1 protein-coding gene is annotated in these 485 nt (G+C 55.5%); it reads left to right on the forward strand.

All coding sequences use genetic code 11. The features are described 5' to 3' along the window. A partial coding sequence (locus AB4Y68_RS14465) for a hypothetical protein (RefSeq protein ID WP_441456452.1) occupies positions 1 to 485 on the forward strand: 485 nt, incomplete at both ends.

Here is a 485-nt window from a genome sequence, read left to right on the forward strand (position 1 = left end):
GGTTATCGAAAACTACCCGCAGGGCAGCAGCGAAATCGTCACCATGCCGAACCATCCGAACAAGCCGGAAATGGGCACCCGTGAAGTGCCGTTTAGCGGTGAGATCTGGATCGATCGTGCTGATTTCCGCGAAGAAGCCAACAAGCAGTACAAACGTCTGGTGCTTGGCAAAGAGGTGCGTCTGCGCAACGCGTATGTGATCAAAGCGGAACGCGTTGAGAAAGATGCCGAAGGCAATATCACCACCATTTTCTGCTCTTACGACGCCGAGACGCTGAGTAAAGATCCTGCCGATGGCCGCAAGGTTAAAGGCGTGATCCACTGGGTTAGTGCGCAGCATGCGCAGCCGGTTGAAATTCGTCTCTACGATCGTCTGTTCAGCGTGCCAAACCCGGGCGCCGCCGAGGATTTCCTCGCCACCATTAACCCGGAATCGCTGGTCATTAAGCAGGGTTTTGCTGAGCCATCGCTGAAAGAGGCGCAGG

This window comes from Brevundimonas sp. 2YAF1, assembly GCF_052114745.1.
In the GTDB taxonomy this organism is placed as follows: Bacteria; Pseudomonadota; Alphaproteobacteria; order Caulobacterales; family Caulobacteraceae; genus Brevundimonas.